The organism is Paenibacillus sp. GCM10023250, assembly GCF_042653205.1.
Classification (GTDB): domain Bacteria; phylum Bacillota; class Bacilli; order Paenibacillales; family Paenibacillaceae; genus Paenibacillus_Z.
Genome location: NZ_JBHSHY010000002.1, coordinates 124641 through 149875, shown reverse-complemented (window position 1 = coordinate 149875; position 25235 = coordinate 124641). Strand labels below are relative to the sequence as shown.

Annotated in this window: 23 protein-coding genes; 13 read left to right on the top strand and 10 right to left on the bottom strand. The window is 61.7% G+C overall.

What is annotated here, in order from left to right; translation table 11 throughout:
- Positions 1-71: 71 nt before the first annotated feature.
- Complete coding sequence (gene yidD / locus ACFPB1_RS03620) at positions 72-344, bottom strand: membrane protein insertion efficiency factor YidD (protein WP_379221991.1); 273 nt, start codon at positions 342-344, stop codon at positions 72-74.
- 279 nt (positions 345-623) lie between these two features.
- On the opposite strand from yidD, the gene ACFPB1_RS03615 reads away from it, so the two are divergent.
- Both ACFPB1_RS03615 and ACFPB1_RS03610 read left to right on the top strand, forming a co-directional pair.
- Positions 624-1616: a Gfo/Idh/MocA family protein gene (locus ACFPB1_RS03615; protein ID WP_379221989.1), complete on the top strand. Its 993-nt coding sequence runs from the start codon at positions 624-626 to the stop codon at positions 1614-1616.
- Between the two features lie 37 nt (positions 1617-1653).
- Positions 1654-2628 (top strand): helix-turn-helix domain-containing protein, encoded by a 975-nt coding sequence (locus tag ACFPB1_RS03610; RefSeq protein WP_379221987.1) that lies wholly within the window; start codon positions 1654-1656, stop codon positions 2626-2628.
- Between the two features lie 90 nt (positions 2629-2718).
- Here the strand turns inward: ACFPB1_RS03610 and ACFPB1_RS03605 are convergent, their stop codons facing one another.
- Positions 2719-4704, bottom strand: a complete 1986-nt coding sequence (locus ACFPB1_RS03605) for a copper amine oxidase N-terminal domain-containing protein (RefSeq protein ID WP_379221985.1) — start codon at positions 4702-4704, stop codon at positions 2719-2721.
- A 156-nt stretch (positions 4705-4860) separates the two neighbouring features.
- Positions 4861-5082 (bottom strand): hypothetical protein, encoded by a 222-nt coding sequence (locus ACFPB1_RS03600; protein ID WP_379221983.1) that lies wholly within the window; start codon positions 5080-5082, stop codon positions 4861-4863.
- 139 nt (positions 5083-5221) lie between these two features.
- Between ACFPB1_RS03600 and ACFPB1_RS03595 the strand changes: the two genes are divergently transcribed.
- Positions 5222-5872, top strand: a complete 651-nt coding sequence (locus ACFPB1_RS03595; RefSeq protein WP_379221981.1) for a YktB family protein — start codon at positions 5222-5224, stop codon at positions 5870-5872.
- A 188-nt stretch (positions 5873-6060) separates the two neighbouring features.
- Here ACFPB1_RS03595 and ACFPB1_RS03590 read toward each other — a convergent pair whose 3' ends face one another.
- Both ACFPB1_RS03590 and ACFPB1_RS03585 read right to left on the bottom strand, forming a co-directional pair.
- Complete coding sequence (locus ACFPB1_RS03590; RefSeq protein WP_379221979.1) at positions 6061-7533, bottom strand: PAS domain-containing sensor histidine kinase; 1473 nt, start codon at positions 7531-7533, stop codon at positions 6061-6063.
- A gap of 594 nt (positions 7534-8127) precedes the next feature.
- The gene (locus tag ACFPB1_RS03585; RefSeq protein WP_379221977.1) at positions 8128-11130 is read right to left on the bottom strand and encodes an efflux RND transporter permease subunit; all 3003 of its coding nucleotides are present in this window, start codon (positions 11128-11130) and stop codon (positions 8128-8130) included.
- 229 nt (positions 11131-11359) lie between these two features.
- Here ACFPB1_RS03585 and ACFPB1_RS03580 point away from each other — a divergent pair, with 229 nt between their 5' ends.
- The 7 genes from ACFPB1_RS03580 to ACFPB1_RS03550 all read left to right on the top strand — a co-directional run bounded on the left by ACFPB1_RS03580 (position 11360) and on the right by ACFPB1_RS03550 (position 18115).
- Complete coding sequence (locus tag ACFPB1_RS03580; RefSeq protein WP_379221975.1) at positions 11360-12841, top strand: spore germination protein; 1482 nt, start codon at positions 11360-11362, stop codon at positions 12839-12841.
- A 32-nt stretch (positions 12842-12873) separates the two neighbouring features.
- On the top strand, positions 12874-14100 hold the full coding sequence (locus ACFPB1_RS03575) for a Ger(x)C family spore germination protein (RefSeq protein WP_379221973.1): 1227 nt from the start codon (positions 12874-12876) through the stop codon (positions 14098-14100).
- 4 nt (positions 14101-14104) lie between these two features.
- The gene (locus ACFPB1_RS03570) at positions 14105-14359 is read left to right on the top strand and encodes a hypothetical protein (RefSeq protein WP_379221971.1); all 255 of its coding nucleotides are present in this window, start codon (positions 14105-14107) and stop codon (positions 14357-14359) included.
- Positions 14356-15483 (top strand): GerAB/ArcD/ProY family transporter, encoded by a 1128-nt coding sequence (locus ACFPB1_RS03565; RefSeq protein ID WP_379221969.1) that lies wholly within the window; start codon positions 14356-14358, stop codon positions 15481-15483. Before ACFPB1_RS03570 ends, ACFPB1_RS03565 begins: the two co-directional genes overlap by 4 nt.
- Positions 15484-15592: 109 nt before the next feature.
- On the top strand, positions 15593-16339 hold the full coding sequence (locus ACFPB1_RS03560) for an ABC transporter ATP-binding protein (protein ID WP_379221966.1): 747 nt from the start codon (positions 15593-15595) through the stop codon (positions 16337-16339).
- The gene (locus tag ACFPB1_RS03555) at positions 16336-17358 is read left to right on the top strand and encodes an ABC transporter permease (protein WP_379221964.1); all 1023 of its coding nucleotides are present in this window, start codon (positions 16336-16338) and stop codon (positions 17356-17358) included. Before ACFPB1_RS03560 ends, ACFPB1_RS03555 begins: the two co-directional genes overlap by 4 nt.
- A 91-nt stretch (positions 17359-17449) precedes the next feature.
- Complete coding sequence (locus ACFPB1_RS03550) at positions 17450-18115, top strand: TetR/AcrR family transcriptional regulator (protein WP_379221962.1); 666 nt, start codon at positions 17450-17452, stop codon at positions 18113-18115.
- Between the two features lie 159 nt (positions 18116-18274).
- On the opposite strand, the gene ACFPB1_RS03545 is transcribed toward ACFPB1_RS03550, so the two are convergent.
- Complete coding sequence (locus tag ACFPB1_RS03545; protein WP_379221960.1) at positions 18275-19471, bottom strand: MFS transporter; 1197 nt, start codon at positions 19469-19471, stop codon at positions 18275-18277.
- 21 nt (positions 19472-19492) lie between these two features.
- Positions 19493-20743, bottom strand: a complete 1251-nt coding sequence (locus tag ACFPB1_RS03540; RefSeq protein ID WP_379221958.1) for an MFS transporter — start codon at positions 20741-20743, stop codon at positions 19493-19495.
- Positions 20744-20884: 141 nt separating this feature from the next.
- On the opposite strand from ACFPB1_RS03540, the gene ACFPB1_RS03535 reads away from it, so the two are divergent.
- The gene (locus ACFPB1_RS03535; protein ID WP_379221956.1) at positions 20885-22351 is read left to right on the top strand and encodes an aminotransferase class I/II-fold pyridoxal phosphate-dependent enzyme; all 1467 of its coding nucleotides are present in this window, start codon (positions 20885-20887) and stop codon (positions 22349-22351) included.
- Positions 22352-22487: 136 nt separating this feature from the next.
- Positions 22488-22907, top strand: a complete 420-nt coding sequence (locus ACFPB1_RS03530) for a DUF1885 family protein (protein WP_379221955.1) — start codon at positions 22488-22490, stop codon at positions 22905-22907.
- A gap of 57 nt (positions 22908-22964) precedes the next feature.
- On the opposite strand, the gene ACFPB1_RS03525 is transcribed toward ACFPB1_RS03530, so the two are convergent.
- The 3 genes from ACFPB1_RS03525 to ACFPB1_RS03515 form a co-directional block, all read right to left on the bottom strand.
- Positions 22965-23270, bottom strand: coding sequence for a DUF1292 domain-containing protein (locus tag ACFPB1_RS03525; RefSeq protein WP_379221954.1), 306 nt, complete (start codon positions 23268-23270; stop codon positions 22965-22967).
- Positions 23271-23380: 110 nt separating this feature from the next.
- On the bottom strand, positions 23381-23950 hold the full coding sequence (locus tag ACFPB1_RS03520) for a stalk domain-containing protein (RefSeq protein WP_379221953.1): 570 nt from the start codon (positions 23948-23950) through the stop codon (positions 23381-23383).
- 156 nt (positions 23951-24106) lie between these two features.
- Positions 24107-24313 carry a hypothetical protein gene (locus tag ACFPB1_RS03515; protein ID WP_379221952.1) on the bottom strand — a complete coding sequence of 69 codons (207 nt, stop codon included), beginning with the start codon at positions 24311-24313 and terminating at the stop codon, positions 24107-24109.
- A gap of 168 nt (positions 24314-24481) precedes the next feature.
- On the opposite strand from ACFPB1_RS03515, the gene ACFPB1_RS03510 reads away from it, so the two are divergent.
- Positions 24482-25198, top strand: coding sequence for an MBL fold metallo-hydrolase (locus ACFPB1_RS03510; protein ID WP_379222379.1), 717 nt, complete (start codon positions 24482-24484; stop codon positions 25196-25198).
- Positions 25199-25235 lie beyond the last annotated feature (37 nt).

The following is a 25235-nucleotide window of genomic DNA, read 5'->3' as shown; positions in this document are numbered from 1 at the left end:
GGTAAGGTCATCGCTTCGGTACTTATCCGTTCATCGAAGAAAGATATGGTTAACGCATGCTCTTGCTGAAACTATACCGAATCCCGCGCGGCGCTGTCAAGCGAGGCGCGCTGCCGGGCAAGCTCCTCCCGCGTGGGCGGCACGTAATCGATACCTCCCGGGTGGAACGGATGGCAGCGGCAGATCCGCCGGACCGCCATCCAGCCGCCGCGCAGCGGCCCGTGCTTGTCGATCGCCTCCAGCGCATACGCGGAGCAGGTCGGGTAGAACCGGCAGGTCGGCGGCTTGAGCGGCGATATGAACCGGCGGTACGCGTGAATCGGCGCTTTCATGATGGTCCGCATGGCGGTCGTCCCCTTTCCGCCCGCGCGTCGCGCGAGGCTTGGCTGCTTCCTTCTATCATGCCGCAATTCGGCGTCCGCGTCAATTTGCGCCCGCATTCCGAAATGGCGCCATGCATTTTGTCGCGATTTTGTAGTTTTATTGGCACAGGAACGTATTATAGCCCAATTTCATTTGTGTTACCGTATACATGTGTCGCATAATTAGAGCATGAGAAACTGTAATTGCGCGACAAATCCGAGTCGATCCCGACTTCACCCACTATTAGGAGGAATCACGCCATGATTCGCATCGCTATGCTCAGCTACTGGCATGTTCACGCTTGGGATTACACGAGAGACGTGCAAAAAAACCCGAACACCGAAGTCGTCGCCGTGTGGGACGAAATTCCGGCCCGCGGCCAAGAAGCCGCCGATAAGCTCGGCGTGCCGTTCTTCGCCGACCTGGACGAGCTGCTCGCCCGAGACGACATCGACGCGGTCGTCGTCGATACGCCGACGAACATTCACCGCGACGTGATGGTGAAAGCCGCGCGCGCCGGCAAACATATCTTCACGGAGAAAGTCATCGCCCCTACGCTGCGCGAAGTGAACGAAATCATCGCCGCCGTGCGTGAAGCCGGTGTGAAGCTGACGGTTTCCCTTCCCCGCTTGAACGACCGGTACACGCTGGCCGCTCAAGAAGTGCTGAGCCAAGGCCTGCTCGGCCAGCTGACGCAAGCGCGCGTGCGCCTGTCCCACAACGGCGCGACGGCGAACTGGCTGCCTGAACACTTCTTCAACCTCGAGCAATGCGGCGGCGGCGCGCTGATCGACCTCGGCTGCCACCCGATGTACCTGACCCGCCTCTTCCTCGGCCTGCCGGAGAGCGTAAGCGCGTCGTTCGGCTACGTCACGGGCAAGGAAGTCGAAGACAATGCGGTCGCCACGCTCCGTTACGAGAACGGCGCGATCGGCATCGTCGAAGCGGGCTTCGTGAACGCGCACTCCCCGTTCAGCGTGGAAATCCACGGCACAGAAGGCACGCTGCTGTACGGCTCGCCGGACGAGGCCGTCCGCGTCCGCAGCAACAAGCTGGAGTCGAAGGAATGGGTGACGATCGAGCTGCCAGAGCAGCGGATTTCCGCGTTCGACCAATTCGCCGGCCATGTGCTGAACGGCACGGAAGCGACGGAGAACGTCGGCCTCGCCGTCGATCTGACGAAGCTGATGGAAGCCGCCACGATCTCGAACGCGGAGAAGCGCGTCGTGACCCTGGCCGAGCTGAGCAACTAAACCGCGCCGTCCGGCAGGGAGAAAGGGGGAGTAAAGGATGGCAAAACCGTTTGCCTATTCGCTCATGGCCGAGCGTAACGATGCGATCGACCGGCTCGATATACAGTTCCGCTGGGGAGGATACGGGTTTCGCGTGCTGCGCTGCCACTTGACCTCCTTCGCTCCCGGCAAAATCGTCCGCTTGCACAAGCATTCGGAATACGAGTTCCACTTCATCCCCCGCGGCAAAGGCACGGTCGTGATGGAAGACAACGTCTATCCGCTGCACGAAGGGCTGTTCTACCTGACCGGCCCGAACGTCATTCACCAGCAGGAAGCCGACGCCCGCGAAGCGATGGACGAGCTGTGCCTCCATATCGACATCGTGCCGATCAAGGAATCGGAGCAGGAAGCGAGCTGGGGCGACCCGTGGGAGCGCCACGAGGCGGAAGCGTGCATCCGGGCGCTCGACAACTTGCCGAGGCGCCCGCACGTCGATCAATACAACGCGATGGCGTGGTTCCTGACGGCGTACCGCGCGTGGAACGAAGGCCAGCCCGGCGCGTTCTCCACGATCAAGCAGGCGATCATCCAGATCCTGCTCCGCTCCGCGCGGATGTCCGCTATTCCGAACGTGACGTTCGAGCCGCCGTCGCGCAGCATTAACGAGCACCGTTTCCGGATCGCGACGCAGTTCATTCACGACAACTACGCACAGCCGCTGACGCTGCAGGAGGTCGCCGAACGGATTCCGATCAGCGCCCGGCAGCTGCAGCGGGTGTTCCGCGAGCAGGGCGAGGAATCGTTCACGGCCTATCTGGAAAACTACCGGCTCTCCCAGATCTGCTCCGCCATCGTCGAGGGCAGCCGCCCGATCGAGCAGATCGCGCTGGAGCACGGATTCGCGAGCAGCAACTACTTGTACTACGTCTTCAAGAAGCGCTTCAATATGACGCCGAAGCAGTTCCGGAAGCAGCATGGAACCGCCGGCGAGACGAAGCTGTTCGCCGCCCCGCGGCCGACCGCTCCGTAAACGGCGCAAACAAAAGCCTCCGTTCCATGGAAACCATGGAACGGAGGCATTTTTCGCGTGCTTGGCGCTGCCTAGGCTGCGCCTGCCCGCCTACCAGCGGACTTCCGGGAGCGGCAGGAATGTCATGGCGATCGGAAGATTGCTGCCGGCCGCCAGCGTGAACGTGATGTCGACCGCTTCTTCCGTGTCGCCCGTGCGGTACAGCACCGCGGCTTGCGTATTGTTCATCATCGACGCCGTGACGATTCGGCCGTTCACCATGAACGCCCCGATATACAGCCCGCCCCGCGGATTAAGCGCGATCAGCGTATGCGGCGATACATGGGACAAGTGCATGCGATACAGCGTGCCGAAGTTGCCGGTGTTGTACTGCAGCTCGCCGTTCGTGTCGTCGATGCCGTCCAGGTACCGGTCAATCGTCTTGTCGCCGAGCACGATGCGCTGCTCCTTGTCACCGAGCGCGTCGTCGATCACGACGGACCGGTCGGCGTTGTAGAACGTCCCGCGGACATGGATACCGTCGCGCGGAAGCACCGGCAGGTACGGCAGCTCGGCGATCGCGCTTTTGCCCGACGCCACGATCACGATGTGGAACTGCAGCTCCTGGTCGCTGAAGACGTCCGCGTACGCGGTCAGCACCTCGTTCATTTTCATCGGCGTCTTTGACAGCTCGGGCAGGATTTCGACCGTCTGATGCGGCCGAACCGTCATCCATTTGGGTGCCGGGTTGCTCTGATAGGCGTTCAAGTAGCGCACCGTGGACATTTTGCCCGTGTTGCCCACGACCGGATCCGGTCCGCCGATGCCGACGGAGCTCGTGTTGACGTTCACGGTCGTGCCGTTGTTGTTCGTCGCGAGCAGGTACATCCGGACCGGATAGCCGATCTTGTTCACGTGATGGAACATGAAGCGGACTTGGCCGGTCAGCTGCGCCTGGTACACGATGCCCTCCTGCGTCAGCGTCTCCGGGCTGTTGCTGCGCACCAGCTGGGACGACTCGGACTGAATCGCATACGGAATCGACGGCATCTTCGGCACCGAATCCGGATTAATCGTGAAATTGCTGCCCGGCGGCGTATTCAGCCGGAAGTATTCGTCCTTCGTGTACAATACTTCGCTCGTGACGGTGACCGTCTTGGTGACGGTCGACGTCAAGCCGTGGGCGTCCTCGACGGTCAGCGTGACGGTCTTGTCGCCCGGTTCGAAGAACACCTTGTCGTTGCCCGTATACGTGCGCTTGACGATAGCGTTCTCGTCGTCCGTGCTCTGGTCGATGTATTGAATTTCCTCGCCGATCCGGTACTGCGGCTTATCGGTGGCGAAGTCGGCGACCGGCGGCTGGTTCGGCGCTTTGACCACGACGGTGATGGAGTACGGATCGCTCCACGTGCCGTTCGCGTCCTCCACCTGCCGGGTTATGACGTACGTGCCCGGCTCCGGAAACACGTCCATCCGGCCGTCCCAGCGCTCGTCGACGAACGGAAGGCCCGCCGGGTTCGTGGACCGGTCGACGTAGGACACGATCGTCTGTCCCGCGTAAATCTCCGACGGCTGCACCGCGAACGCGGCGGTCGGCTTCGGCGGGATGACGACGGAGGACCATTTGAGCGTGATCGTCTTGCCGACGACGGCGATCGTGCTGTCGGCCATCTCGCCCCATGAGCGAAGCGGCACCATCAGGTAGCCGTTCGAGATGTAGGCCGCGCCGGTCAGCTTCGTCAGCACGCCGTCTCGGTACGCGAAGCCGCTTCCGATCTTGAACATCAGCTCGTGCTTGTCGCTCTTCGCGACGGCCTCCTTCTTCTGGGCGTCGTACGAGATGCGGTACCCGTACCGGGCCGCGATCGAACTGAACGGAATGAACGTCCGGCCGTTCATGTTCGCGACCGGCTGCGCCGATGTATACGGCTGTCCGTTGTGCACCATCGCGGCGCTTTCCATGGTCAGTACGAGCGTATCCGTGACGGCTGCCCCCCCTAGAGGCGAAATGCCTTCCGCGGACGCGGGTGCCGATGCCGCGTATGCGAAAGGCAGGAATAAGAATGATGCGATTAACAACCATTTCAGTGATTTCATGCTGGTCTCCTTTGCCTTCTCTCTCGTTCGGCGATCGCGTGATAAGCGCATAGCCGGCTGTTCTTCAGCCTGCTATGACAGGTTTAACGCAATAACCGACAAGAAAGTTGCGAAAAAGAAACAAAGCGCCATGGTTTGGACACAACTTGAAGCCGCTCAGCCGTTCACGCGCATGTTGATCAGGAAGAATGCGACCATCGCGGCAAACGAAGCCAGGCAGAACACGGCCGACGTCAAGCGGCGTTTCTTCGTCCGGGCCAGCCGCTGCGCGTCCGCCTCCTGACGGGCGAGCGTCACCGAACGGTGCGTGAACAGATATACGATCGCCAGGACCACGAAAAGCATGTTCGAAACAAACCATAATTGCTGCCAATACATGTAGACCTCTCCCTCTAGGCGTTCAGCTAGTACTGTAAAAAAGACTACCGGAATCGCCGCGAGATTGCAAACGGGCGTTATGCTATAATGAACGAACGACTACCGCTGCCCCAAGCGGCCGAAAGGATGATTCACGGCCATGACGCCGACTACCGCACCTATGGCGCGCCCGTTCGCGGGCTTCGCGCCCGAAGATTTCGACGTATTCGCCATTCCGGGCCTCGAGCCCCGGATGGACGCCCTCATCGCCCGGGTCCGTCCCAAGCTAAGCGAGCTTGGAGAGCGGCTGTCGCCGTTCCTGACCGAGCTTTGCGGCGAGCCGATGTTCCCGCATGTCGCCAAGCACGCGCGGCGGACGATCAATCCGCCGAACGATACGTGGATCGCGTTCGCTCCGGGCAAACGCGGCTACAAGATGTTCCCGCACTTCCAGATCGGCTTGTTCGGCTCTCATCTGTTCGTGCAGTTCGCCATCATCTACGAATCCGACAACAAATCGGTGTTCGCGGAGCATGCCCTGCAGCAGCTGGACGATATCACGGCGCATATCCCCGCGCATTACGTCTGGTCCGGCAACCATATGGTGCCCGGCGGGGACACGCAGGCCGAGCTGGGCCGCGACGGTCTCGCGAAGCTGCTGGAGCGGCTGCGCACGGTCAAGGCGTCCGAGGCGCTGTGCGGCATCACGATCGACCGCGAGGATCCGATCCTGCGGGACGGCGAAGCGTTCGTCGCCAAAGCCGCGGACACGTTCCGGACCGTGCTGCCGCTGTACAAAATGGCGTTCTGATACGTCTGCCGCCGGCCGGCTGGCCTTGGGACCGGTAAGACGCGCCGGTGAGAACGCGAACAACGATCATCATGTGCACGCCGACAGTAATAAGGATCCGTCAACGATAAGAAAGGGCCGCGGGGAGCCTATGCTCCCGCGGCCCTTCTCGTTTATCGCCACTTCCACCCTCGCGCGCGAACCATCCGTCAGGGCTGCTCCATCATCGCCGGCAGCACGATGTCGATCGTCGTCCCCTTGTTCAGCTTGCTCCTCACGAGCAGCTCGCCGCGGTGCGCCTCGATGATTTTGTAGCACATCATGAGCCCGAGCCCCGTCCCCTTCTCCTTCGTGCTGTAGAACGGCTCGCCCAGCTTCGACAGCCGCTCCTTCGGAATGCCGGCGCCCTGGTCGGCGAAGCGGATCATGACGTGCCGCTTGTTCTTGGGCTTCACCTGGATGGCGAGCAGGCCGCCGTTCGGCATCGCTTCGATGGCGTTCTTGATCACGTTGACGAACACCTGCTTCATCTGCGCTTCGTCGCACTGGATCGCCCGGACGTCGGGATCGAATTCCGTCTGCACCTCAACGTTGTTCAGCAGCGCCTGCGGGTTCAGCAGCGTCAAGATATCCTCGATCAATTTGCGGAGATCCTTCCGCTGATGGTTCATCGCCTGCTCCGGCTTGGCCAGCAGCATGAATTCGCTGACGATCGTGTTGATCCGCTCCAGCTCCGACAGCATGATCTCCAAGTAGCTGCCGTTCTCGGTCGTGCGGGATTGGATCAGCTGCACGAAACCTTTGATCGCCGTCAGCGGATTGCGGATCTCATGCGCGACGCCCGCGGCGAGCTGGCCGACGGCCGCCAGCTTGTCCGACCTGCGCAGGAATGCCTCCGTCCGCTTCCGCTCCGAAATGTCCCGAATGACGGTCTGAATGACGGGCTTGCCCAAAAATTCGTACACGGTGGTGCTGCATGCTTCGATATCGACGATCTCCCCATTCAAACGGCATAGCTGGTATTCCGAATAGCCCGTGCCGCCTCCGGCGATGATTCGCTTGATCGTGTTCGCGGTGTACTGGTGCTGATCGGGATGGATGAAATCGAAGATCGGCCGCCCGACGATATCCTCCTGAGCCGCCGCGCCGAGCAGCTCGATGCCCGCGTCGTTGATGTAGATCAAGATGCCCTCGCTATGGATCGCGATCGGTTCCGGAAGCCGCTTCAACAGCTGGCGGTAGCGTTGATCGTTATCCCGCAGCATGTTTTCCGTCTGCTTGTACGCCGTGATTTCGACGATTTGAAGCAGATAGCGCGGCGCTTCCCCATCTGCGCGATACAGGCTGCAGCCGAATTTCGCCCAGACGGTATGGCCCTGGCTATGGACGAACCGCAGCTCCGTTTGAAACGACACGACCCGCCCGTCAGCCATGTCCGCCAGCAGGCGCAGACACGACGCGCGGTCGTCGGGATGGGCGACGCCCGAGAAGCTAAGCGCTTGCAACTTCTCTTCCGCGTAACCCGTCACGTCGCAAAACGAACGGTTGGCCCGGAGAAACCGCCCGTCCGCCGCAACGATCGCGATCCCGCTCATTGAAACCTCGAAGGCATGCCGGAAAATATCGCAGCCGGGCGCGTACAACCCGTTATGCCCGGCGTTGCGGTCCCTGTTAGCGCTCATAATTGACCCTCACTCGTCCTGCGATTATTGACGCGAAGCGCGATCATGAACGCAGCCGCCCGAAATGATCGTCCGATTGCGCGCCGCATTCGGTCTTGACCGGTATATCGAGGAACATTCGCACGGCCGCCGATTTTTCCGTCCGTGGCGCTCAATCGACCGCGGCGATCGCGCGCGGCGGGTGGAACGGCGCCGCAGCCGATTCTTGCAGCGTCGGCGGATCGTGCGGAAGTCAGCCGCAGCCGGCTTTGCCGCCGCAACAACCGAGCCGCCATGGCTTCTCCGCGTTGAAGCCCGCCAGCGTTGACATCGGTCTCCTCCCTCCTTTGCCGTTCGGATCGCCAATTTTTTCGTACAAGAACTAAATTAACATAGAGTTGGCTACGGTTTGTGTCACATGCGGCCGCCGTTTCTTGTTTTGTTTTGTCGAACGGGACCGCCAGCGCGGCGGCAAGCCTCGCCGGGCCTCGGCCGCGTCGCGCCGCCAACGCCGAACGCCCCCGAAGGGCGTCCCTGCCTTGCGGCACGGACGAACTCCCTCGGAGGCGCAGCTCATTCCGGCTATCCGCCGTGGCCAGGTCGCCGCCGCTTGTCTTACGCGGCGTGCTCCGCGCGGGCGCTGACGCGCTGGCGCTTGGCCTTGCGGAAGAAGAACAATTCGTAGACGCATGGCACGATGACGAGCGTCAGCAGCGTAGCCGCCGCCAGGCCGCCGATGACGACGGTCGCCAGGCTTTGCGAGACGATGCTTCCGCTCTCGGTCGAGCCGAAGACAAGCGGCAGCATCGCGGAGATCGTCGCGATCGCCGTCATCAGAATCGGACGGGCGCGGGTGGACGCCGCTTCGATCAGCGCTTCGCGGATCGTCATGCGCTGCTCGTTTTGCTTCACGCGGTCGATAAGCACGATCGCGTTGGTCACGACGATGCCGACCAGCATCAGTGCGCCGAAGACGGCGGTAAAGTCCGGCGAGATGCCCGATACGAGCAGGCCGACGACCGCCCCGATCGCCGCGAGCGGCAGCGAGCACAAGATCGCGAGCGGCGCGCGAAGCGTCTTGAACGTGACGACCATGATCAGGTAGACGATGCCGATCGCGATCATCATGATGACGCCGAGATCCGCGAAATCGGACGATTGGTCCGCGGATGCGCCGCCGACGGTGTACGTGACGCCGTCCTGCTTCTTCAGCTCGCCGACCTTCTTGGCGATTTCCTTGCCGACGACGGACAGCTGCTTCGGATCGACGTCCGCGACGACACGAACGTACGGCTTGCCGTCCTTATGATAGTAGACGCTCGGCTGCTCGGTCTTGACGAGCTCCGCGACCGACGAGACCGGCGCCGTGCCGGCGGCCGTCATGATCGTGAGGCCGTTCAGGTCGCTTTGCGATTTCGGATCGACGGTCGGCTCCAGCACGACGTTCGCCGCATGGCCGCCGATCGTCACGGATCCAAGCGGGATCGGATTCAGCAAGCCTTGCAGCTGGGACGCCACTTCCTGGCCGTTCGACTTCGCCGGATCCAGCCGGAACGTATAGACCGGCTTTTTCTCTTCCTGATTCGTCTTCACTTTCAGGACGTCCTTGACCGGCTTGATGGCCGAGACGACGTCGTCCGCGCCCTTGGCGATCGCTTCGAGATCGTCGCCCGTCACGTCGACGAGCACCTGCGTACCGCCGGAGCCGCTCATGAAGTCCATGGCCCCCGCGTTCAAATCCGCGCCCGGGAACGAGGCGCGCTGCTTCTGCACGTCGGCGATGACCTTCTCGGCGTCCGCGCCTTTCTTCATTTGCACCAGATACGTCACGAGCGTCGGCGAGGAGACTTCGCCGTATTGCGCGCCGTCTGCGCTATTGCCGTTCTGCATCAGGACCCAATCGATGCCTGCCTGCTTGCCGAGGAACGCTTCCAGCTGGCGTCCGCCCGAGACGACGTGGTCAAGCGGCGTCTCGCTCGGATATTCCAGCGAGATGTTGAGGTTCGACGCATTGGATGAGTCCAGCGCCCCTTTCGGCATCGACATGTACGCGCCGACGGAGCCGATCAGCAGTGCGACCGACACGACGAGCGGCACCCACTTGTGCGCCAGGCACCAGCCGAGGAACTTCGAGAACCGCTTGGAGCCTTCGTGCTCCTTCATCTTCGTGTTGCGCAGCAGCGCGGCGCTCAGCAGCGGCACGACCGTCAAGGCGACAAGCAGCGACGAGAGCAGCGAATACGTGACGGTCAGCGCGAACGGCAGCAGGAACGCCTGCAGCGAGCCGCGGAGGAGCCCCATCGGCAGGAATACCGCGACCGTGACGAGCGTCGACGACGTAATGGCCGTCGCTACTTCCTTCGTGGCGTCCGTAATCAAGCCGAGCGAGAATGGCTCGTGCTGCAGCCTGCGGTAAATGTTCTCGATGACGACGATGCTGTCGTCGACGAGACGGCCGACCGCAACCGCGACGCCGCCGAGCGTAATGATGTTCAGCGACACCCCGGACGCCTGCAGCAAGTACAGCGTGATGCCAAGCGACAGCGGGATCGAGACGATCGTCACGAGCGTCGCCCGCAGGTTGCGCATGAACAGCAGAATGACGACCGTGGCGAACAGCGCGCCCATCAGCACTTCGCGCAGCATGGAATTGACGGAATGCACGACCTGCTCCGACGTGCTGGACAAGACGCGGATATCGACGCCGCCCACGTCCTTGTTCAGCCGGTCCACCGTCTCCTGCACCGCGTCGCCGACCTTGACGGCATTGGCATTCGCGGACTTGGATATCGTCAGCATGAGCACGTCCTTGCCGTTCAGGCTGCTGATGCTTTCCGCCTGATTCGCGAGCTGAACGTCCGCCACGTCGCCGAGCGTCACGCCCGGCGCCACCGGCAGCTTGCGGAGCGTCTCGAGGTCGCTCACGTTCGCTTCGACGATCAGGTTGCCGGAGGCGCCGTCGATCGTCTTCTCGCCGACGGATGCCGAGACGCTGCGTCCTTGCAGCACGCCCATGAGCGCCTGGAACGGAACGCCCTTGGCGGCGAGCTTCTCAGAATCCGGCACGATCGACACGCGCGGCGCGGATTTGCCGCCCAGGGACACCTGGGCGGCGCCGTCGATTTTCTTGAAGGCGTTGATCAGGTCCTTCTCGACGCGGTCGCGGTCGGTATCCTTCACGCCGTCCAGGCTGACGGAGACCCATGATATCGGAATCATCGACGTGTTGAACTGCACGACGTACGGCGTCATGACCCGCTCCGGCAGCCGCACGGCGCGAACGGCCGCTTCGACTTCGGCTTTTGCCTCCTTCATGTTCGTCTTGGAATCGAACGACAAGTCGATCTTGGCGAAGCCGTTCCCGGAGGACGAAGTCATCAGCGTCTTGCCTTTGACGAACTGCACGGCGTCCTCGAGCTTGCTCGTGACCTCCGTCTCCATCGACTTGGCGTCATAGCCCGGTCCGATCGCGGCGACCGTGACCATCGGGTTATCCGCTTCCGGCAAAAACTCCATCGGCAGCCGGAAATAGCTGACCACCCCCATCGCCAGCGCCATCAGCACGACGAGCTTCATGGCGGCCTTGTTATTGAACGCCCACTTCGTAATCCACTGCATGTACTCCCCATTCTCCCTTCAATCTATGGTTCTCCTTGGAACTCCTCGTTAAAGTCTACCTTCCCGGAAGGGAGGACCGTAAACGTCTCGAGACCAGTCTTTATCCCCGACCTGGGACGGAGACGGAGACGGAACCGCGTCCCGCAGCGCGGCATGCCGTCCAATGCATAAAAACCGGCTCCGTTTGGAACGCTGTTAATCAAGCGAACGCTGGAAAGGAAGGGAGCTTATGCCAGTACCGATATTTACGGACATGGACCGCAATTTGGCGTATATCCGTTCCCGCTTCAATCCATGCTCGGATTTGGTCCTGTTCCGCTGGAATTACGGTCCCAAGCTCACCCGGAAGGCGCTCTCGGTCTATCTGGACACGCTCGTGCTGGACAAGCGCAGCAATTTTTTCAAACACCTGCTTCAAGATCTCGTTGCCCACGAAGTCGGCGACGGCACCGAAGTGACGCCGGACATGATCATCCGGCAGTTCAGCAACCACGTCGCTTCGGAGGAATCCGCCACGCTCGTCGACGAGCTGGAGGATGTCGAACGCCTCGTGCTGAGCGGCTGCCTCATTATCTTCATCGACGGCTGGAGCCGGGCGCTGTGCTTCCGCGCCGGCCGGTTCGAGACGAGGCAGGTGGACGAGCCCGTCACGGAGCCCGTCGTTCAAGGACCACGGGAATCGACCGTCGAGAACCTGAAGAAGAACATCGGCATGATCCGGACGCGCGTACAGAGCTCCGCGGTCAAATTCAATTTCATTCAGACCGGCGGCAGCGCGCGCACGACCGTCGCGTTCGGCTATATGGAAGGCGCCGTCGGGCAGGAGGCGCTCGACGCCTTCGTGGACCGGATCAGCCAGCTGCCGGACGCCGACGTGCTGGAGACGAGCTATATCGAGGACGTCCTCGAGGAGCGCACGTGGACGCCGTTCCCGCAGTTCCGGTACACGGAGCGCACGGACGTCGCCGCCTCCGCCCTGCTGAACGGCAAAATCATCGTGCTCGTCGAAGGCACGGGAAGCGTGCTGATCGGCCCGACCACGCTGTTCGAGCTGCTGCAGTCGAGCGAAGATTTTTACCAGCGCACGCTGATGGCCAACTTCATTCGCATCCTCCGGTTCACCGCCCTTATGATCGCGCTCGGCCTGCCGAGCCTGTATATCGCGATTTCGACGTTCCATCCGGAAATGATCCCGACCGTGCTCCTGCTCGCCGTCGTCGATGCCCGGGAAGGCATTCCGTTCCCGGCTTTCCTGGAGGCGGTCATCATGGTCTTCATCTTCGAGATTCTGCGGGAAGCAGGCATCCGGCTGCCGCGCCCCGTCGGGTCGGCCGTCAGCATCGTCGGCGCGCTCGTCGTCGGCGAAGCCTCGATCAACGCCGGCATCGTCTCGCCGAGCATGGTCGTCGTCATCGCCTTGACCGGCATCGCGTCGTTCGCGCTGCCCCAATACAATTTGGCCGTCTCGCTGCGCCTGCTCCAGCTGCCGCTGATGATTCTGTCGGCCTTGCTCGGCATCTTCGGGCTCATCATCGGGTTCTCCCTCATGTGGATCCATCTTATCGGCCTAAAGTCGCTGGGCGTGCCATACCTGAAGCCGCTGGCGCCGTGGACGGTCGGCGAGCTGCAGAATACCGTCGTGCGAAAACCGCTCAAGGTGCTGATGAAACAAAGCGAAGCCCGGCAGACGCGGTCGAAGAGGACCCGCTAGGCCGCGGCAGCCGGGACGTGGAGGAGATACACATGGGTATGATGCGGATACGGTTCATGGCCCTGGCGGCGCTGCTGCTGTGCTGCGGCATCGCCGTCTCCGGCTGCGGCGACCGTGCGGAGCTGCCCGAGAAAGGCTTTGTCATGGGCGTTGGCATCGACGATGCGGGCAGCGGCCAGGTGCTGGTCACGTTTCAAATCTATAAACCGTCCCAGACGGTCGCCTCGCGGGGCAAGAGCGGCACGCCGTACGTCAACGTGCGCACGAAGGATACGTCCGTCATGGAAGCAATCCGGGACGTCACGATCCACCTCGGGCGCAAAGCCCAGTTCAGCCATACGCGGGTCATCCTGCTGAGCGAGCGGATCGCCCGGAAAATTCCTGTGACGCAGCTGCTCGATATTTTCTACCGGGACAACGAACCGCGGCTGACGATCACGCTTATGATCACGAAGGGCCGTGCGTCGGACTACTTCGATCAGCGGCCTTTCATCGAGAACACGGTGAGCCAGCAATATTATTTGAGCGAGCGGTCCGAGCACCTGTACAGCGGCAAAACGATCGGTACGAACCTGCTGGAGCTGGCGCTGCAGCTGCGCAGCGAATCGCAGGTCGGCGCGATCCCGTATCTGAAGCTCGACGAGCGGCAAACCGGATCCGAGCCCGGCGTGGCGGGACTCGCGATCGTCAAGAACGGTCTCATGACGGGCCGGTTCGACGGCCAGGAGACGGAAGGACTGCTCATGCTCATGAACCGCTACACGAACGGCATCATCGAAATTCCATGCGCGTCCGGCGGAAACGCCGGCGACGGCGGGAGCGAGGACGAGAACGGCGGCGTTCCGCTCGACGAAGCGGCCGAGATGCTCCAGTTCGACAACCATCGCACCGTCGCGTTCGGCAAGGACGGCGTCAAGGTGCGGTACCGCATTCGCGCGACCGTCGCCAATTTGGAGCTGTCCTGCACGACGCTCGGCAACGAACGGCAGGAGCAAGCGTACGAGGACAAAATCTCCGCGGCCATCCGGCAGCAGATGCTAAGCGCGATGACCCGCCTGCGGCAGGAGAAAGCGGATCTGCTCGGCATCGGCAACGAAATCTACAGACGCGACCCGCAGCTGTGGCGCAAATGGAAGCCGGACTGGGCGGAACGCTTCGCCAAGCTCGACTGCGAGGTCGAGGTCGAGACCGTCATCGCCACGCACGGCACGGAGACAGGCAGCACGCTGCTGCAGCCAAACCAAGACGAACGGAAGTGAGACCATGTTCGTTGCGCTCGTGATCGTATGCCTCGCCGGCATGCTGCTGGTCAATTACATCGACGGCAAAGGCGACGGACCGCGGCCCGTCAGGACGAAGCTGACGTACGGTCTGCTGCTCGCGTTGACCTTGTACCACATGGCGCATGCCGCGGGCGCGTTTCGCTTGCCTACGTATTATGATTCCGCCAACGCGCTGTTCGGCCCGATGGCGGACGCGCTGAATAAATGGTTCAAAGCGAAAGGGGGACGCGGATGAATATGAAAATCACGGCCAATCAAGCGGCGCTCCTGCTGTTCGTCTATTTGACCAGCTCGTCCATCGTCAACATTCCGGGACCGATGATCCAATTCGCGGGCAATGCCGCCTGGATCAGCATTCTCATCGCCTCCGCCGGCGGCATCTTGACGATTCTGCCGGTGATCCTGCTGGCCAAGCGCTACCCCGGCCAAAACTTCGTCGCGTACAGCCGGAGCGTCGTCGGCGCGCCCGTCGCCGTGCTCTTCTCCCTCATGCTGCTGTACTATCAGATCCATATGGGCGCGGCCATCGTGCTCGACATCGCCATGTTCCTGAACAGCTCCATGATGCGCAATACGGATGGCTATTGGTTCGTGCTCCTCTCCTTTCTCGTCGCCGCCCTGTCCGTTCGCGCGGGCATGGACAAGATGGCCGGCCTGTTCCCCATCCTGATGGGCAGCGTCATGCTGTTCGTGGTCCTCATCATCCTGCTGTCCGTCAACAACTTCAATCCCGGTCACCTGTTTCCCGTCCTGCCGGACGGCGTCAAGCCCTTGCTGCAAGGGCTCTATTTCTCGTACGGGTTTCCGTACGGCGAAGTCGTTCTGTTCGCCATGCTGCTCTGCTTCGTGCCCGATTTCGGGAAGCACTTCGAGTTCAAGGCGCTGCTCGCGGTGATCGTGAACGCCGCCTCGCTGGCGGGCACGACGGCCGTCACCATCCTCGTGTTCGGGCCGATCGCCGGCGACCGCAAGTACTCTCTCTTCGAGGTCGCGCGGTCCGTCGACCTGATCGACGTCTTCTCGCGGCTCGAAGCGCTCATCGGATACTCGCTCATTCTCGCTTCGTTCATGAAGACGACGCTCGTACTATTCACCGCGCACCAGACGTGCGCGCAGCTGCTCAAGCTGAAGAACGACCGCATGCTCGTCTTCCCGCTCGCGCTGTTCATGGCGTCCGTGTCGCTCGCGGCGATGACGCGGGGCGAGACGAAATGGGCGTACGAGGTCACGGTCATCCACCCTCTCTGGGGCATGGCGTGCGCGGTGCTGCCCATACTGATCGTCTTCGCCGTCTCGCTCGCGCGCGGCCCGCAACGAAACAAAGCCCCGCTCGAAACCTCTTCGGACGCGCCGTCTTAAAAAACAGCTTGGCCGCCGAAAAAGCGAGTGATTACTCACTTCACAAATCGGGTATATGCGCATATGATGAATGTGAGTAATCACTCATTATTCGGAAAGGCGTGATTTCATGTCCGATTTGGCAGCTCCTTCTCCTTCCGTCGTCGACGTTCGCGGCGTCTCGCGCCGCTTCGGCGGCCGGACGGTGCTGGACGGCGTCTCGCTTCAGGTCGGAGCCGGCGAACTGTTCGGCCTGCTCGGGCCTTCGGGCTCCGGCAAGACGACCTTGATCAAGCTGATGACCGGCATCGACCGCGCCGACGGCGGCACCGTCCATCTGCTCGGCGAACGGATGCCCAAGCTCGCGATGCTGAAGCGGCTGGGCTACATGGCGCAGTCCGACGCGCTCTACGGAGAGCTGACCGCCAAGGAGAACCTCGCGTTCTTCGGCTCGCTGTACGGCCTGAAGGGCGAGCGGCTCGCGAAACGCATCCGGGCGGCCATGGCGCTCGTCGACTTGGAGGCGCATCTGAACAAAGCCGTCTCCGCCTATTCCGGCGGCATGAAGCGCCGGCTCTCGCTCGCCATCGCGCTGCTGCACGAGCCGGAGCTGCTCGTGCTCGACGAGCCGACCGTCGGCATCGATCCCGTACTGCGCCGGTCCATCTGGCGCGAGCTTGGGGATATGCGCCGCAGCGGCACGACGATCGTGCTGACGACGCACGTCATGGACGAAGCGGAGCTATGCGGCCGGCTCGGCCTCATCCGCGACGGCAGGCTGACGGCGGTCGGCACGCCGGAAGACCTTATGCGGCAATGCAGCGCGTCCTCCATCGAAGACGCGTTCATCGCCCTAGGGGGAGGTGCGCGCGCATGAGAATCCGCGCCTTGGCCATCCGCATCATTCGCCAGTTTCTCCGCGACAAGCGGACGCTCGCGCTGCTCTTCCTTGCCCCGCTGCTCATTCTCGGCCTTATGAAGCTCGTGTTCAACGGCAATACGATCGAGCCGGCGATCGGGCTCGTGCAGGCGCCGTCGGCGGCCATCGAACGCCAGCTCGAGCAAGCCGGCGCCGACGCCGTCCTTTACGACGGCCGGCAAGCCGCCGAGGACGCGCTCCTGGCCCGCAAGCTGGACGCGTACCTGACGTTCGAGGGCGGAGCGCCCGCGCTCCGGCTGGAGGGCAGCGACCCGTCCGTGAACAAATCGGTCCTGCTGCTGCTCCAGCGCGCGCTGAGCGCCGGTTCGCCGTCCTCGCAGCCCGCGGTGACCTACCTGCACGGCAGCGCGGACATGGCCTCGTTCGACTCGTTCGGTCCGGTGCTCATCGGCTTCTTTTCCTTCTTCTTCGTCTTCCTGCTCGCCGGCGTGTCGTTCCTGCGCGAGCGCACGAGCGGCACCCTGGAGCGGCTGCTCGCGACGCCGATCCGCCGGTCCGAGGTCGTCCTCGGCTACCTCGCGGGTTTCGGGCTGTTCACGCTGCTGCAGGCAGCCCTGATCGCCTGGTTCTCGATCGACGCGCTCGGCCTCTACATGGACGGCTCGATCTGGTACGTCCTGCTGCTCAACCTGCTGCTCTCGCTGACGGCGCTGACGCTGGGAACGCTGCTGTCCTCGTTCGCGAGCAACGAATTCCAGATCATTCAGTTCATCCCGCTCGTCGTCGTGCCGCAGGTATTCTTCTCGGGCTTGTTCAATCTCGACGCCATGACGCCGTGGCTGCAGCATCTGAGCCGCATCATGCCGCTCTATTACGGGGCCGACGCGATGCGGAACATTATGATCCGCGGCGAAGGCTGGTCCGGCATCGCGACGGACGTGTGGGTGCTGGCCGGCTTCTCCGCGGCGTTCGCCCTGCTGAACGTCGCGGCCTTGAAGAAGCACCGCGCCATTTGATTCGCGCGGCCGCCTCGCGATGTGCTAGGATGGGGTGGAGCGAACATGCGGAGCAAGAAGACATTTTGGCGCGCGGTAAGGAGTTGGCGGCATGAGCGATACGGTGGAAGCATGGATCGAAGAGTTATTGAAGAGCGACGTCGCGGGTGCGAAAATGACGGAGAAGCAGTCGCGCATCGTCCAATCCGCGATCGAAGTCTTCGCCGAGAAAGGATACGCCGCGTCCTCGACCAGCGAGATCGCCCAGCGCGCGGGCGTGGCCGAAGGCACGATCTTCCGTCATTACAAGACGAAGAAGGAGCTGCTGCTCGCGATCGTCGCGCCCGCGATGACGAAGCTGCTCGCGCCGTTCGTGCTGCGCGGCTTCCATAAAGTGCTCGATACAGAGTACGAGAGCTACGACCAGGTGCTGCGCGCGATGATCGAGAACCGGATCGAATTTCTGCGCAAGCATCGCAATATCCTGAAAATCATGCTGCAGGAGATTCCGTTCCATCCCGAAATGCAGGAGCGGTTTCAGCGGGACGTGCTCGGCCTCGTCCTGGAGCGACTGCGCAAGCTCGTCGCCAAGTTCCAGGACAACGGCCAGATGGCGGAGCTGCCGTCGACGACCGTCGTCCGCCTCAGCGTGTCGGCGATCATGGGCTACGTGGCCGTCCGCACGTTGTACGGCGAACGCGAGGATGCCGTCTGGGACGACGACTTCGAACGCGAAGAGACGATTCGCTTCGTCATGCGCGGGCTGGGCCTGGCCTGACGGGCGGCCTTCGATACCCGCAAAAAAAAGCTTCGCGCGGTCCGAGGAGACCGTGCGAAGCTTTTTTGGGTTGCGTGCGGCCGGTGCCTATGCCGTCCTGGCAAGCACGCGCGTGGCGAGCGCGCGCGGCGCGGGCGCGGCTACTCCGTTCGGCCGCGCTTACGCCGAAGCCGACGACGGCTCCGTCGCCTCCCGCTTGCGGTCGAGCGCGCGGAAGCGGTACAGGAAGGTCAGCGCCAGCAGCGACAGCACGCCCCCGGCCACATAAGGCAGCGCGATGTTCGCGTGGAACAGCGAAGCGCCGACCAGCGGGCCGATAATCCGGCCGAGGCTGTCCATGGACGAGCTGAGCCCGGAGGCGACGCCTTGGCCCACCGTCGTCTTCTGCGTGATGAGTGAGGTGACGCACGGGCGGATCAAGGCATTGCCGATGCCGAAGATCGCGAGGTAGACCGTCGCGGCAAGCAGCGAGTGCGCCGTCACGAGCAGCAGGAAGCCGGCGGCGGAGATGACGAGGCCCGCCGCGATGTACATCGGCTCTTGGCCTTTGCGGATCCGCCTGCGCACGACGCCGCCCTGGATAAGCGCGCCGACCAGGCCGCAGACGAGGAACATGAAGCCGACCTGCAGCGGCGTTACGTCGAAGCGCTGGTAGCCGAACAGCTGCAGCGTCGCTTCCAAGCCGGCGAGCGACAAGGAGACGAACAGCGCGAGCACGTACAGGTATTTGAGCGAGCCCGTGAAGGCGCTCCATCTGGATGGCTTGCGCTCGCGCGCGCCTTGGCGCGACTCCGGCTTCAGCGACTCCGGCAGCTTCGTCACCGCGATGAAAAACGTGACGAGCGCGAGGGCGGCCGCGGCGAAGAACGGCGTGTTGCGCGAGACGAGACTGAGCAGCCCGCCGAAGCCCGGTCCGATCGTGAAGCCGAGGCCAATCGACATGCCAACGAGCCCCATGCCCTTCGTCCGCCGGTCCGGCGGCGTGATGTCCGCGACGTACGCGACGATGACCGACGTGACGGCGCCCGAGAACAAGCCGCCGAGCAGCCGCGACGCGTACATGATCGGCAGGCTGCCGTCGGCGATGCCGAACAGCAGGAAGCTGGCCGCGAAGCCGAGCACGCCGATCAGAATGACGGGCCGTCGTCCCACGCGGTCCGACAGGCCGCCCCAAAAGGGCGAGATAAGGAACGCGACGAGCGAGTAGACCGACAGCATCATGCCCGTATGAAAATCAACGTAGCCCGGACTTGCGTCTTTGATAAGCTCCGGCAAAACCGGAATAATAATCCCGAATCCGATGAACGTCGTCACCAGCATGACCATGACGACGCCCAGACGTTTATCTCTGTTCATGTCGCACTCCCTCCACTCCGATCATCGTACCACATCCGTCCGGTGTCTTGTTATGAACAAATGAAGAACAAACAAGACGAGCAGGACGGCGCCGCTGAACAGAAACGGAGCGTGCGGACCGAGCTTGTCCCACAGCTTGCCGGACATAATGCTGCCGAAGACCATGCCAAGTCCTTCGATCGTGAGGAAGAACCCCCATACGGCTCCCCGCTCCGCCTTCGGGATCGCCTGCGCGATCAGCGCGTTCCATGCGGGGATAATGCAGGCGTACCCGATGCCGACGAACCCGACGACCAGCAGCACGAGCGGCAGCTCGCGGGTATAGCCCAGCAAGCCGAGCGCGAACGCCGCGACGAGGAAGCCGACGTGCAGGAACCATCGCGTGCCGAAGCGATCGACCCATTTGCCGACGGGGATGAGCCCGAGCACCGTCACCGCGCCGCCCGCGACCAAATACAGGCTGTACTCCTGCGGAGTCAGGCGCAGCACCGTTCGCGCGTACTGCGTGAGCACCGGCGTGAGCAGGCCGAGGGCGAAGTTCTGGGTGAACATCGCCGGATAGAGCAGCTTGCTGGCATGCAGCGAAGCGCCGACCCGGGCGAAATAGCGGCGCACGCGGACGGCCATCGGCAGATGCTGATGCTCCGATTCGGCGCTCGCGTCGCGCGCCTCCAGCGCGAACGATTGCGTCCGGCCGGGCAGGGCGAGCGCCACCAGCACGACGACGACCATCATGCCGATCAGGACGCGGAACGCGGGCGCGTACGAATGGACAATGAAGAAATTGATGACGATCGGCCCGCAGCCGACGCCCGTCAGCCAGGCCATGTAGACGACGCTCATGATCGTGCCGCTCGCTTCGTTGCCGGCGACGTTCGTGGCGCCGCTGATGACGCACGGCCAGAGCGGCGACGTGCCGATGCCAAGCAGCAGGCAGGCGGCCACGATCCAGCCGAAGCCGCTCGCGAAGGTGATGATCAGCACCGACGCACTCGTGAACAGCACGCCGAACAGCATGACAGAACGGTAACCGATGCGATCGATGATCCAGCCGAGCGGCGACCGGAACGCGTTGTCTCCAATATATTGCAGCGCAAGCGCCCAGCCGACCGCGTAGGCGGTCAAATTCAATTCCGTTCTCATATAGACCGGCAGAATCGAGACGAGCAGCGCGCCTTTGACGAATTCGACCATATACATGATGACGAGCAGTTGAATGACGAACGGCGACGACAGCACTTTTCTGCCGCCCCAGCTCTTCGCGATTTCCATGTCGGTCCCCCTTCCAACCTAGCTTCCGGATACACCTTTATCCCTTTTAGTCTCAACCAAAAAGCCGCTTGCAATCCCCCCCGATTTTGCTATACTCAACTTTGTTTGTAACAATCCAACATGAAAGGCTGGGATGAAACCATGGATCATACCCGGACCCCGCTGTTTACCGCCCTGCGGGAGCATGCGGCAAAAGACCCCGTGCAATTCCATATTCCCGGACATAAGAAGGGAATCGGCAGCGACCCCGAATTCCGCGAATTTATCGGCGACAACGCCTTGTCGATCGATCTGATTAATATAGCGCCGCTCGACGACCTGCATCAGCCGACCGGCGTCATCGAGGAAGCCCAGAAACTGGCAGCCGACGCGTTCGGTGCTGATTATACCTTTTTTTCCGTGCAAGGGACAAGCGGCGCCATCATGACGATGATCCTGAGCGTCTGCTCGCCAGGCGATAAGATCATCGTGCCGCGCAATGTGCACAAATCGATCATGTCGGCCATCATCTTCGCCGGCGCCCGGCCGATCTTCATCTCGCCGGCCCGCGACGCCAACCTCGGCATCGACCACGGCATCACGACGCGCGCCGTGCAGCGCGCGCTCGACCGCCATCACGACGCGAAGGCGGTACTCGTCATTAACCCGACGTATTACGGCATATGCGCGGATCTGAAAGAAATCGTCGACCTCGTCCACAGCTACGACATTCCCGTGCTGGTCGACGAGGCGCACGGCGTGCTCATTCACTTCCACGAGAAGCTGCCGATGTCGGCCATGCAGGCCGGCGCCGACATGTCCGCGACGAGCGTGCACAAGCTCGGCGGCTCCATGACGCAGAGCTCGATCCTGAACGTGCGCAGCGAGCGCATCAACCAGAAGCGCGTCCAGACGATCATCAGCATGCTGACGACGACGTCGACGTCCTATATCCTGCTGGCCTCGCTCGATACGTCGCGCCGGAACCTCGCCATTCACGGCCACGACATCGCGGAACGCGCGATCAACCTGGCCAAGCACGCGCGCGCCGAGATCAACAAAATGCCGGGTCTCTATTGCATCGGCGAAGAAATTCTCGGCACCGAGGCCACCTATGACTACGATCCGACGAAGCTGACGATTCACATCCGCCACCTCGGCATCACCGGCTACGAGACGGAGAACTGGCTGCGCGAGCATTACAACATCGAAGTCGAGCTCAGCGACATGTACAACATCCTGGCGCTCGTGACGCCGGGCGACACGGAAGATTCCATCAACAAGCTGCTCGCCGCCCTGCATGATCTGGCCGCACAGCATCAGGTGAACGAGGCGGCCGAGCTGATCGTCAAGATCCCGGAGATCCCCCATCTCTCGCTCACGCCGCGCGACGCGTTCTACGCCGATACGGAAATCGTGCCCTTCAAGGAATCCGCCGGCCGCATCATCGCGGAATTCATCTACGTCTATCCGCCGGGCATTCCGATCCTGCTTCCGGGCGAGGTCATCTCGCAGCCGAACATCGACTACATCGTCGATCACGTCGAAGTCGGACTGCCGGTGAAAGGGCCGGAGGACCGCAGCATTCAATTCGTCAAGGTCATCGTAGAGGAAGAAGCCATCTCTTAATTCGGCTTTCATCGCCTAGCGAACAAATCCCCGGCGCCCCTCGCCATTCGTGCGGGCCCGGGGATTTTTGCAGGACGATTTCCGGTTATTGTCAATCGATTTTCGAGATGCTATGATGGGGTTGGAGGTGGCGATGATGAGTCAAAGCGCTTACATAAAGTTCGTGCAAGGTTCCGCGGTCGAAGCGCTCAGCCTCGCGGACGTCAAGGAGCGGCTCGACCGCTATAAGGAGCAGACGGGGCTGACCGGTCGGCAGCTCGAGTGGGACTATGCCGATGCCGCGTTTCCGTATACGATCGAGACGAAGCCGGGCGAGGAAGACCGCTGGTTCTACTTGAAAGGAACGACGCCGCAGTACCAGTACATCCTGTTCGGAGTCGGAACGGCGACGAACGGCGACGCCGCCGTATCCCATGTGCAGGTCACGCTCCCGGATGCCGCCACGCACGGCGACAAGGCCAAAGCGAACGAGCTGTGCAAATATATGGCCAAGCAGCTGAAGGCCGAGCTCAAGCTGTTCAACGGCCGAACGATTTACTATAATCCGCGCAAATAAACCGCATAGCGGTCCATTAAAAAAACTCCGGTGCCGGTCGGCAGCGGAGTTTTCGTTTTAGTTGTTTGCTTCGTTCTCGCGCTTGGCGATCTCTTCGTAAATCGCGGTCACGCGATCCCATTCTGCGTCGTCCTCGATCCCTACGAGGAACGCCTCGCCGTCTTCTTCTTCGATGCGGAAGATGACGCCGTCCGCTTCCGGATCGTTGCGATCCAGCAGAACGGAGTATACTTGATCTTCCGACTCAAACGTGAAGACCATGACCATTTCGCGTTCGTTGCCTTCCTCGTCCGTGACAAGGAATACGTGCTCTTCGTGGTCGTGATCGTGGTTGCAGTTCTCGTCATGCACGTGATCACTCATTGTAGACCCTCATTTCCATTCATAGATACGTTCTCTCGTATCGTAACATGTAACATGCCTCGGGTCAAACGAAAGCGCCTCCGCCGCTGGGGGCAGAAGCGCTTGCGCGATCAGGTTGCCTTGGCCGTAATCGTCTTCTGGGACACGAGGTTCCAGTCGTCGCCGGACGAGGTTTTCATATAGAAGTTAATCGTATATTTGCCGGCCGTATCGAACGTGTACGTATAATCGTCGGTCCGGTACCAAAAGTTATCCTTGTCGATGGAAACGCTCTTCGATTGGATCACCTGCTCGGTCCCGCTCGGATTGACGATCGTCAGCTTCACGGCCGAGATGTCGGTCAGCAGGTTGTCGATCTGGGCGAACACCTTGAACGTGATCTTGTTGCCCTTGACGACGTTGCCGAAAATCGTCGTATCCTGGAACAGGAACATGTGCACGTTCGGCTTGTAGATCGTCACTTTCTTCGAGGCGTCGTCCCAGAGGACGAGCGATTGCAGCGTGTTCGCGACTTGTCTCGCCGACAGATACGTCTTGCCGTCCGCAAATATGCCCGCGTCGTTCAATTCACTGCCGTTGACGATGACGCGGATGCGCTGCGATGCCCCGTCCGCGAACAGCATCGTTCCGCCCCATAAGGACAACACCAGCGACGCAATCAGAAGCTTTCTGAACTTCATGGTAGTAAACCCTCCGTCCGTAGGTCTGGATGAATGGTTATACTCGCCAAGTCGTCCAAAGTTGCGCCAACGGAAAAAGTTTTTTCCTCTTCCGGGGTGTCGCTTTATGTTGAAATCCGCGCTTGCCCGGGAAATACGAGGCCAGGAATGAACCCCTTACACGATCGTCCGCGTCAATACGCATGGCACGCCTTTGCCCATCGCGCCCGGCTGCCGCATGCGGTCCAAGTACCGCATCCCTCTTCCGCACGGCGTCTTGCACACCGCGCATGTATCCGAAAGCACGATCTTGAGCACCGTCTGTTTGCGGTCCGAGGCCGATTTTTTCTTTGCCGCTTTTCCTTTTTTTCCGCCAGAAGCCATATTGTCCGCACCCGCCATTCTAAGTTCCGTTTCATGCTATCGTATGACGGCCCTTGACAAGTGTGCCTGGCTTATGTGGAGGAATTACGGTTTTTCTTTCCATTGCCGACGGGAGATGATAAATTGAAATGTACACTGCCCTTAGGAGGATGTCCGTTGGATATTCAAATGCTCGGAACGGGGAGCGCGTTCGCGAAGACGTATTTTAATACGAACGCGCTTATCTATGCCCCTTCGCATACGCTGATGCTCGATTGCGGCACTACAGCGCCTCTGTCGCTTCATCGGCTCGGCAAGCCGCTCGCGGATATCGATGCCGTGCTGATCAGCCATATTCATGCCGACCACGTCGGGGGCCTGGAGGAACTGGCCTTCCGGATGAAATTCGCCATCGGGCGCAAGCCGCTGCTGTTCGTGCCGGAGCCGCTGGCCGGGCCGCTTTGGGAAACGTCGCTCAAGGGCGGCCTGCTGCAGGACGAATTCGCTGCCCTGGACGATTATTTCGAGGTACGGCTTCTCGAGCCCGGGGTCCGGACGGAGCTGCTGCCGGGTCTTGCCGCCGAACCGATTCGGACCGCGCATATCCCGAATAAAAACAGCTATTCGTACGTACTGAACGACGATTTCTTCTATTCGGCCGATCTGACCTTCAACCCCGGGCTGCTTCGCGCGCTCGTCGAAGAGCGCGGCGTCCGGACGATCTTTCACGACTGCCAGCTGAAGCCGCCCGGCATCGTCCATACGACGCTCGAGGAGCTCGAGTCGCTGCCGCTCCCTATCCGGGAACGGATCTGGCTCATGCATTACGACGACACGAAGCCGCAATACGAAGGCAAGACCGGCGTCATGCGCTTCGTCGAGCAGCATGAGCGGTACCGGTTTTAACCGCCTGCCCGCCGAAAGAGCCGCTGCTTTAAGAGCG

Coding starts and splice junctions, on each gene's coding strand:
- ACFPB1_RS03555 (WP_379221964.1), top strand. CDS start 16,336: ATGAGAATCCGCGCCTTGGCCATCCGCATCATTCGCCAGTTTCTCCGC.
- yidD (WP_379221991.1), bottom strand. CDS start 344: ATGCGGACCATCATGAAAGCGCCGATTCACGCGTACCGCCGGTTCATA.
- ACFPB1_RS03525 (WP_379221954.1), bottom strand. CDS start 23,270: ATGAGTGATCACGTGCATGACGAGAACTGCAACCACGATCACGACCAC.
- ACFPB1_RS03585 (WP_379221977.1), bottom strand. CDS start 11,130: ATGCAGTGGATTACGAAGTGGGCGTTCAATAACAAGGCCGCCATGAAG.
- ACFPB1_RS03610 (WP_379221987.1), top strand. CDS start 1,654: ATGGCAAAACCGTTTGCCTATTCGCTCATGGCCGAGCGTAACGATGCG.
- ACFPB1_RS03560 (WP_379221966.1), top strand. CDS start 15,593: ATGTCCGATTTGGCAGCTCCTTCTCCTTCCGTCGTCGACGTTCGCGGC.
- ACFPB1_RS03530 (WP_379221955.1), top strand. CDS start 22,488: ATGAGTCAAAGCGCTTACATAAAGTTCGTGCAAGGTTCCGCGGTCGAA.
- ACFPB1_RS03510 (WP_379222379.1), top strand. CDS start 24,482: ATGCTCGGAACGGGGAGCGCGTTCGCGAAGACGTATTTTAATACGAAC.
- ACFPB1_RS03540 (WP_379221958.1), bottom strand. CDS start 20,743: ATGGAAATCGCGAAGAGCTGGGGCGGCAGAAAAGTGCTGTCGTCGCCG.
- ACFPB1_RS03615 (WP_379221989.1), top strand. CDS start 624: ATGATTCGCATCGCTATGCTCAGCTACTGGCATGTTCACGCTTGGGAT.
- ACFPB1_RS03605 (WP_379221985.1), bottom strand. CDS start 4,704: ATGAAATCACTGAAATGGTTGTTAATCGCATCATTCTTATTCCTGCCT.
- ACFPB1_RS03550 (WP_379221962.1), top strand. CDS start 17,450: ATGAGCGATACGGTGGAAGCATGGATCGAAGAGTTATTGAAGAGCGAC.
- ACFPB1_RS03545 (WP_379221960.1), bottom strand. CDS start 19,471: ATGAACAGAGATAAACGTCTGGGCGTCGTCATGGTCATGCTGGTGACG.
- ACFPB1_RS03575 (WP_379221973.1), top strand. CDS start 12,874: ATGGGTATGATGCGGATACGGTTCATGGCCCTGGCGGCGCTGCTGCTG.
- ACFPB1_RS03570 (WP_379221971.1), top strand. CDS start 14,105: ATGTTCGTTGCGCTCGTGATCGTATGCCTCGCCGGCATGCTGCTGGTC.
- ACFPB1_RS03515 (WP_379221952.1), bottom strand. CDS start 24,313: ATGGCTTCTGGCGGAAAAAAAGGAAAAGCGGCAAAGAAAAAATCGGCC.
- ACFPB1_RS03590 (WP_379221979.1), bottom strand. CDS start 7,533: ATGAGCGCTAACAGGGACCGCAACGCCGGGCATAACGGGTTGTACGCG.
- ACFPB1_RS03520 (WP_379221953.1), bottom strand. CDS start 23,950: ATGAAGTTCAGAAAGCTTCTGATTGCGTCGCTGGTGTTGTCCTTATGG.
- ACFPB1_RS03595 (WP_379221981.1), top strand. CDS start 5,222: ATGACGCCGACTACCGCACCTATGGCGCGCCCGTTCGCGGGCTTCGCG.
- ACFPB1_RS03565 (WP_379221969.1), top strand. CDS start 14,356: ATGAATATGAAAATCACGGCCAATCAAGCGGCGCTCCTGCTGTTCGTC.
- ACFPB1_RS03535 (WP_379221956.1), top strand. CDS start 20,885: ATGGATCATACCCGGACCCCGCTGTTTACCGCCCTGCGGGAGCATGCG.
- ACFPB1_RS03600 (WP_379221983.1), bottom strand. CDS start 5,082: ATGTATTGGCAGCAATTATGGTTTGTTTCGAACATGCTTTTCGTGGTC.
- ACFPB1_RS03580 (WP_379221975.1), top strand. CDS start 11,360: ATGCCAGTACCGATATTTACGGACATGGACCGCAATTTGGCGTATATC.